We start from the raw sequence: 7703 nt of genomic DNA on the forward strand, positions 1-7703 counted from the left end.
TCGCCCGCCGTGGCGTCGGTCTTGCCGTCGAGTTTGTTGCCAACCCTCGCAGGGGCGATGAGGACGGGCGCACCACGATCAACGGCAGCGCCCAAAAGAGCAGTTGCCAACCCTCGCAGGGGCGATGAGGACGCCGGATAGGGGACGTAGGTGCGCTCGACCCGGTAGCCGTTGCCAACCCTCGCAGGGGCGATGAGGACCAGATCCCGTGGCGGATCGTCGTAGAGCAGTTCATGTTGCCAACCCTCGCAGGGGCGATGAGGACGTGAGCAGCTGCGTGGGCAGGTCGAGGCCATCCGCGCGTTGCCAACCCTCGCAGGGGCGATGAGGACACCACCGCGGGGAACAGGTCGCGGTACCGCTCGAGCGGTTGCCAACCCTCGCAGGGGCGATGAGGACTTTTCCCCGTAAATCTGGATTCGCTCAGTTCCTCGCCAGTTGCCAACCCTCGCAGGGGCGATGAGGACCGGGGTGAGGATGTCACCAGCACGCTGCTGGCGGCCCAGTTGCCAACCCTCGCAGGGGCGATGAGGACCACGCCGAAGTACAGGTGGCCGTCGACTTGCACGACATGTTGCCAACCCTCGCAGGGGCGATGAGGACCGCACACCGAGTGTGTTGTTGAAACTCGGACCGATAATGTTGCCAACCCTCGCAGGGGCGATGAGGACCTGGGCCGTGAACATGAGAGCGGCCATGTCAGGGTTCATGTTGCCAACCCTCGCAGGGGCGATGAGGACCCCACGGTAAAGATCCTGTTCAGAGTGCACGTTCGTGACTGTGAAGTGGGCAAGTTTGCAGTGCACCTCCGGTAGTGTTCACATTCTCGGCGTGTCGCTGCAAAGTCTACGAGGGGATCATTGGGTCGTCGGACATTGAGTGTTGGGGGCTCGATTGAAGCGTACAACTCGGTTTGTTTCACGGCGGCAGCGCGCCGCCAGCATCTGCCTTCGGTTGTTTGTTAACTCAAGTCGTAGAAAGACTGTCGACGAGCCAGGTCCGCCCGCTCTCCTGAAAGATGCCGGCGAGTATCGGCACTTCTTGCCGCGTCTCGCGTGCGCGGCTGACAGGCGTTGATGTCACCGGTTCCAGTGGCCTGGTCATAGGATCTGTCGATATAGGTGTCGATTCGCCACACCTACTGGACGGACCGGAACTGCAGAACTGGTTCGCCTCGAACGGCGCACCTGACGTCGAGTTGTACCGACCAGCCTAGTCGTGGTGCGGACTCGTATTGCACTACGCCGCGGTCATGACCGCTCGATTCATAAGTAAACGGCGGCTCGAACGTCTGGTTGCGGTTGATGCAGTGTCGGTCCCAGTCCCTCAGGGTTCGACGCTGTCGACCATCCTCATTCGGACAGGGGGCGTCTGCCTCGGCGGTGACGTGAACGGGATCCCGACGAGGGAATCGGGCTTCAATATTCACCCGGAAACGTCATGAGTTGAACGTTGACCGCGAGGCGGCATCACAGTCGCGAAGAACGTGGTCACAGGGCTAATCCCGGACGAACGAGAGTCGATGACTGAACCTGAGCCGACACCCGCCACCCCGAGTCCGGGCGCCGCGACCACCAACCTCCGCCACTCGCACGCCCGTGGACCGAGCTGCTATTTCTCTCGCCACCACGTGAGCGCGGCGTCAGCCGTTTGCTGTCGCCTGGACACGGGCCAACGGACTCATTTGTCTATTCGACGCAAATTCGACGGTATTACCCGAATCTGTCCGAATCCCGAACCATCTCGACGCATCACTGCGAGAGGCATCACCCCTGGTAGATGCATAGATCCGAAGCTGCACGAAGGTGCCCTTATCGTGGTCCGCCATAACCCAGAGTTCACAGGTTCGAATCCTACTTTGCCATTTACCAGAGTTTCAGGTGAGGCTGCCGAAGCGGCCACGCACTTTCCACGAGCGCAGTCGCGATCTCGATCGCCTGATTACTTTCCGGTGCACCGACTGTGGAAGCAGCCGGGTTCATGTGCACAACGTCGTTCCGTACCTGATGGAGGTCGGTCCAGAAGTCCAGCGGAAGTTGATAACCGGTTTTTTCAAGTCTGCCCGCGGCTGAACCGAGTGTGATATCGGGCGGCGTAGCAGGAATCGCCTTCATCAACAGGTTTTTGATCGCGATTTCGGCTGCCGCGCCAGCGTCTACAACCGACCGGCGATGTTGGTTGACGAAGCGCAACGAGCGGGCATCCCGGATCAGAATCCATGCCAGCTCTGGATCGTGCTGTGAGGCCGCCTCATCCAGAGCAGCACCCACCAGTTCCTTCGATGCAGGGCCGCTAGTGTTCGCACACACCAGCTTCATCGGGCTGAAAGCGTGGAGGTGTGTCGGAGGCTCATCGCTGATGTTGAAAGGCATCCACCGGTTGTGAATGATGCTTGGCGGGCGATGGCCGATGTCGGATACGCACTGGCCGGTATAGATCTCAATCCATGTCAGGAACCGTTCCGCCCACTCTGCCGTTGCGGCGAGAATTTCTTCGATGGCGGTCTCGGCTTCGCTTTCCGCTTGGCCTTGGAGCAGTACACGGCGGACGACGGCACTTGCGGGTTGGGTGCCGATGTCACTCTCGAAGACACCCCACAGGCCGGGCTCGTCGTATGTCCTGCTGCGCTTATCCCGCGGAGGCCGCAACGCTCCTGTCTGCTCACGTTCGGGAGTGGCGGGAAACAGCACCTGAACCGGCCGCCCCATGATCTCGCTCTTGAGGATGAGTCCGACCACAGACCGATCGGACTTGAAACCCCTCTCGAGGTCGCATTGCCACTCCAACGTGAAGGTCATTTGGCAACCACCTGTCTCTAGTGTCGCAGTCAAGAGGTGTGCCTCTCGGTGCCCACCTGGGCGCACAGCGCCGCAGACCCGGAGGTCCTTATTTACTCTGTATTTTCAGGCGAATCTACATGAATCCGACGCGAACCAGAGTCATCCAGTCTCTGATAGCTGTCGGGCATACTTGCTGGCAAGAGTAGCTAATCGAATATACCCACAGAGAGCCGAATTGTGTTGGGGCAGAAGCAGAAGTTCTGCCATTGAACTACATCGGCATGCGCTCGAGAGCGAACGCCAGCCTAGCAGACCAGGCACTATGCGGGCCAACTGTGCTGGTACGAGTAGAAACCTGGGACTGAAACCGGCCCGGGTTTCTCCGCCCGAGCGGGTGGCACCCACTTGGCGGTCGGTGCGTGCTGCTGCGGGTGCGGCACGCTCATCACCGTCCACGTATAGATGCGCTCCATCAAGCGCCGCTGCCGTTCCAGGGCCTGGACCAAAGCCCGGATCACACCGACAGCGGGGCGCCGCGTGCCGAGGTCGCCAGCCAATCCGTGGACGGAGGGTCGGTCGCCTACCGGCTGTCCGAGTCGGCCCGATAACGAGCCTTCCCGGCCCTGGTCACGTCCGCAGTCGAGTTCGGCGGCCGCACCGGCTGTCGCCCCGATGGCCGAGAACTGCGGTACCTCCCGCAGCGCGCGCCCCGCGACCGCGGCCTCGGTCGGTTGCCGCGGTCGCGCCGACACCGCCGACGCTCAGGCGAGCGAGGTGAGTTCGGCGAGCAGTGCCTCGACGCGGGCGGCGATGTCGTCGCGGACCAAGCGCATGCGTTCGATGCTGTCGATCCCCCGTTCAGAGGGTTCGTCGGTGTCCCAGTTGATGATCCGCAGGTCCTCGGCGGAGTCGATGCGTGCTTCGCGGCCGAGGGTGACGATCACCCCGACCGCGCGCAGCAGGCGGGGGTCGATCGGCTTGGGGCGTTCCCTGTCGAGGTCGATCCCGATCTCGCGTAGCGATTGCACCGACAGCGCGTTGAGTTCGGCGCCGGGCCTGGTTCCCGCGGAGTAGACATCGACGCGTTCCGCGCCCACTTTGCGCATCAGTGCGGCGGCCATCTGGGATTTGCCGCCGTTCTTGACGCACACGAACAGCACTGCTGGTTTCGAGCTCACAGCTCCAGGGCTCCTTTCGATCGGATCGGTACCGACGCGCGCGGAGGTCATTGTCCGGCGGTTTCCTTGATGCATGTGTCCCCGCAGCCCATCGTGATCACCACATCCGAGGTCTCAACCGCGTCATAGGTGAGGATCTTCGGAGACTGGGCGGTTATATCGATACCGACCTCGTCCATCGCGGCCACCGCGGCGGGATTCAGCGACTCGGCCGGGGCGCTGCCCGCCGAGCGGACTTCGATCTCCCCGTCGGCCAGATGCGCTTCCACCTCCGCCGCGCCGACGGCACCGAGGACCGTGTGCTGGCCCGTGCCGTGATCGACGCCTCCGGCACCTGGACCACACCTAATCCCCTCGGCGGCGAAGGACTCCCGGCGCTCGGCGAAACCGCCGCCAGTGACGTGATCGACTACCGGGTGCCCGACCTCGACGATCCCGAAGTGCGTGCCCGCTACGCCGGACGCCACATCGTCATCGCCGGAAGCGGGCACTCCGCGCTCACCGCGATCATCGCCTTGGCCTCCCTCGCCGAACAGGAGCCGGGCACCCTGATCAGCTGGGTCCTGCGCCGTGGCGATACCACCAACACTTTCGGCGGCGGCGACGCCGACCAATTGCCCGCACGCGGCGCCCTCGGCCAACGTGCCAAAGCCGCCGTCGACGCCGGGCACCTGCGCGTCGTGACCGGATTCCGCACCGCCGCCATCGAACCCGACACCAGCGGCCGACACACCCTCGTCGCCGACAACGGGCAACGCCTCGAAGACGTCGACCGCGTCGTCGTGCTCACCGGATTCCGGCCCGACCTGACCTGACTCTCCGAGATCCGCCTCGGCCTGGACCCGGTCCTGCAAGCCCCCACCCAACTCGCCCCGTTGATCGACCCGAACGTGCACTCGTGCGGCACCGTCTACCCGCACGGCGTCACCGAACTGTCCCACCCCGAACCGAACGTGTTCCTGGCCGGGATGAAGAGCTACGGCCGCGCCCCGACCTTCCTGGCCATGACCGGCTACGAACAGGTCCGCTCCATCGCCGCCGCCCTCGCCGGGGACCACGACGCGGCCACCCGGATCGAACTCACCCTGCCCGACACCGGAGTCTGCGGCGGCGCAGGAGTCTTCGACGACCCCAACGCCGACACCACCCAGGACGCCAGCGGCGGCGGGTGCTGCGGTGCGCCGCAACAGCAATCCCCGCCGGAATTGATTACCCTCACCGCGCCCGCGCGGGTGTAACCGAGTTGAGCGACACCCTGCTCGCCCCGCAGACCGGCAGCCTGTCCCGCGCCGGTCTGCGTCGGGTGCTGGGGACCGCAAAGTCGTCCAGGTACTCATGGGTGTCATGCCCCTGCTGAGTGGGCATGACGTAGTGGCGTCGGGTGGTCTCGCTCGAGGCGTGCCCGAGCTGGGACGCGGCCTTCTCGATGTCCTCGCGGCCGATCTTCGTGCCGACGGTCTGCGGTAGGTGTGCGGGTTCATCGGCAGGTCGAGCAGGCCCACTCGTGCGCGTGCCTCGCTGATCTGGGTTCGGACGTTGTTCGGGTGCCGGATGGTCTTCGCTCTGGAGTAGAAGACCAGATCCGTCGGCTCGTGCGGTAAGCGGTCGCGTCGTGCCCGTAGGACGGTCACGGCCCAGGTGGTAGCACCAGTTCGCGGCGTGCCCGCTCGCCTCCCTTCGGGTACGGCTGGGCGTGCAGGCCGACGCCGGCGGGCCAGATCGCAGTGGTCCCGATCAGGATGGTGGGCACCGCGGCGTCGAGATTGAGGTGACGCCATTCGATTACAACGATATCGCCGATGCGGGCACCGGTGGCGAGCATCAGGTCCACCATGTCGGCGACCCCGTTTCTGCCGACGAGTCGGTCTGATCGCATCAGCTTGCGGACGAGTTGGACTTGTTCGCGGTCCAGCGCGATGACCGGTTTGCGTTCGTGATCGACGGGTGTTCGGGCTGGTCGATGAGCCTGGTGACGGTGGTGGGGTGGATGCCGGCGACGTCGCGACCGGGACGTCGGTGCGGCGCACGAATCCGGGCTGCTGGCAAAGGGCAACAACGCTCTCTCCGCTGCGATCAGCCCCGCCGAAAACGATTTCTCCCGCCGCTACGCCTACAGGTCGTCATCGACAAGATGAACGACCTGTTCGGCGCCGAGTCGTTCACCGCATACCGCTCACTATATTTACTCAATATTTTCAGCCGCACGCGCCCGAATGCGATGCGCTACAGCATCACTCGGCAGTCGATAGCTTGCAGGTATCCACCCTGATAGAAGTAGGTGTACGAAGCGAGTCGCAGAACGCCGAATTGTGTTGTGGCAGAAGCGGTACCTTCCTGTCGAAGCCGACAGAGCGATCGGGAGGATCGTGGATCCGTAGAGGATCGGTTCATGCACGGCCTCGCCATATGCACTGGTAGCCCTGCAGGAACAGCAGGAACAGGGTCGCGAGGTACATACCCGGCATGAACAGGCTGATCGCCTCCAGTAATGCGGCGACCACTAAGCCCAGAATCGCCAGCCCCACCGCGACGAAAGCACCGGATATCGCCACGCGCACCGCCCCGTTCGGAGCCGAACGCCACCCGACCACGATGCCGATCAACTGTACGACGAAGGTCACCGACAAGACCGCCGCTACCACCAGAGCGCCGGATTCGCCGAGCAGTATTGCGACGTAGGCAAGTCCGCCGCTGAGGATCATCGAGGTCACCCCCACTTGGAGCAGGGTGCGGCGCCGGACCTTCTTACTGTCGCGCACGATTTTCCTCGCCATCGTCATTTGTCAGGATTCAACCGCCATTTGGATTCGTTGTCGTCGTCCACGGAGGCATCGTCGAAGTATTGCCAGCAGCCCACTCTCGGCCACCGAATCCATCGAGCTCTCCAGCTGCCGCACTCGCGCATCCCGTACCGCGCGCAGCACCGCCGGGCCTATATCTTGCGGATCCAGCTTCTGCGCCCAGTTGTCCGAGACATCAATGGACAGCAATGCGCCCGATCGATCTACGGTCACCGTGACACAGTCGGTATTGTCGCGGCCGGTCGCTTGTTCGGCGCCCGCTTCCTGCGCCTCTTTCATGAGGCTCGAAAGGGTTTGCGCGAAGGCATGTAGCCGACCGAATGCGGTTGGCAGGTCGTCTTTCATCGGTATCCTTTTGTCTGCGTATCGCAAGACGCCGCACGATGATCGCCGCAAGCCCCCGGGTGATACGTCGTTCGCAAATACTTACAGCACAATATGATTCCGCCCCAATCCCGATCCCCTGTCGAGACAAGGTAACAGGGCGCACCTCCCGACGCACGCCCCCCTCTGCGCACAGTCCTCCCCGCCGTCCGAGGCGGTGACGTGGAGCGATCGCGAAGGCGCCGGGGGATGGTCATTCTGGAGCAGAACGGCCAGTACATCTGCATCCACGGCTTCTACGGTGGCTTGCGGGTCTTTCCCTGACCTCGGAGGCACGATTGAGTGAACGCGACGAATCCACCACCACCATCACCCCCTGGGTAACTGTCAGCTTGGAGAAGATACTGCTCGCCGCAGCAGAGTTCGCCAACGAACACGCCTACAACTATCTGGCCGAGGAACACCTGCTCGCCGCCGTGCTCGCGGATCCGCGGTCGTTCCTCGCATGGGTGTGGCCGAAGGGGAAGGCGTTGACCCTCGAGCAGTTGCGCCAGGTCGTGCTCGACAACTTGCCCCCGGTACAGGCGGCAACGGTCGGCACCGACAATCCGGTCACCGTC

General features: G+C 63.6%; 6 protein-coding genes, 2 pseudogenes and 1 CRISPR repeat array. Of the genes and pseudogenes, 2 read left to right on the forward strand and 6 right to left on the reverse strand.

Annotated features, from left to right (window positions below):
- Positions 1 to 35: 35 nt before the first annotated feature.
- Positions 36 to 740: a CRISPR direct-repeat array (repeat unit 30 nt; unit sequence GTTGCCAACCCTCGCAGGGGCGATGAGGAC).
- Positions 741 to 1865: 1125 nt separating this feature from the next.
- The 3 genes and pseudogenes from APZ21_RS23435 to APZ21_RS23445 form a co-directional block, all read right to left on the reverse strand.
- Positions 1866 to 2798 carry a hypothetical protein gene (locus APZ21_RS23435; protein ID WP_054815478.1) on the reverse strand — a complete coding sequence of 311 codons (933 nt, stop codon included), beginning with the start codon at positions 2796 to 2798 and terminating at the stop codon, positions 1866 to 1868.
- A gap of 743 nt (positions 2799 to 3541) precedes the next feature.
- Positions 3542 to 3901 (reverse strand): arsenate-mycothiol transferase ArsC, encoded by a 360-nt coding sequence (locus APZ21_RS23440; protein WP_239476781.1) that lies wholly within the window; start codon positions 3899 to 3901, stop codon positions 3542 to 3544.
- Positions 3902 to 4029: 128 nt separating this feature from the next.
- Positions 4030 to 4227, reverse strand: a pseudogene (locus APZ21_RS23445) (arsenate reductase/protein-tyrosine-phosphatase family protein); the annotation flags it as partial.
- On the opposite strand from APZ21_RS23445, the pseudogene APZ21_RS23450 reads away from it, so the two are divergent.
- A pseudogene (locus tag APZ21_RS23450) lies at positions 4225 to 5196 on the forward strand (NAD(P)/FAD-dependent oxidoreductase); the annotation flags it as partial. The pseudogenes APZ21_RS23445 and APZ21_RS23450 sit on opposite strands and share 3 nt — an antisense overlap.
- A 389-nt stretch (positions 5197 to 5585) precedes the next feature.
- Here APZ21_RS23450 and APZ21_RS23455 read toward each other — a convergent pair.
- The 3 genes from APZ21_RS23455 to APZ21_RS23465 form a co-directional block, all read right to left on the reverse strand.
- Entirely contained in the window at positions 5586 to 5780 is a 195-nt protein-coding gene (locus APZ21_RS23455) for a hypothetical protein (protein WP_156371291.1), read from the reverse strand.
- A 565-nt stretch (positions 5781 to 6345) separates the two neighbouring features.
- Positions 6346 to 6717: a hypothetical protein gene (locus tag APZ21_RS23460; protein WP_156371292.1), complete on the reverse strand. Its 372-nt coding sequence runs from the start codon at positions 6715 to 6717 to the stop codon at positions 6346 to 6348.
- Positions 6718 to 6741: 24 nt separating this feature from the next.
- Complete coding sequence (locus tag APZ21_RS23465; RefSeq protein ID WP_156371293.1) at positions 6742 to 7104, reverse strand: YbaB/EbfC family nucleoid-associated protein; 363 nt, start codon at positions 7102 to 7104, stop codon at positions 6742 to 6744.
- A 317-nt stretch (positions 7105 to 7421) separates the two neighbouring features.
- On the opposite strand from APZ21_RS23465, the gene APZ21_RS23470 reads away from it, so the two are divergent.
- A partial coding sequence (locus APZ21_RS23470; protein ID WP_156371294.1) for a Clp protease N-terminal domain-containing protein occupies positions 7422 to 7703 on the forward strand: 282 nt, incomplete at its 3' end.

The sequence above is a fragment of the Nocardia arizonensis genome (assembly GCF_001310275.1).
Classification (GTDB): Bacteria; Actinomycetota; Actinomycetes; order Mycobacteriales; family Mycobacteriaceae; genus Nocardia; species Nocardia arizonensis.

Bases quoted from the DNA above. Each gene is read 5' to 3' on its own strand.
- APZ21_RS23435 (WP_054815478.1), bottom strand. From the start codon at position 2,798: ATGACCTTCACGTTGGAGTGGCAATGCGACCTCGAGAGGGGTTTCAAG.
- APZ21_RS23440 (WP_239476781.1), bottom strand. From the start codon at position 3,901: ATGGCCGCCGCACTGATGCGCAAAGTGGGCGCGGAACGCGTCGATGTC.
- APZ21_RS23455 (WP_156371291.1), bottom strand. From the start codon at position 5,780: ATGCTCGCCACCGGTGCCCGCATCGGCGATATCGTTGTAATCGAATGG.
- APZ21_RS23465 (WP_156371293.1), bottom strand. From the start codon at position 7,104: ATGAAAGACGACCTGCCAACCGCATTCGGTCGGCTACATGCCTTCGCG.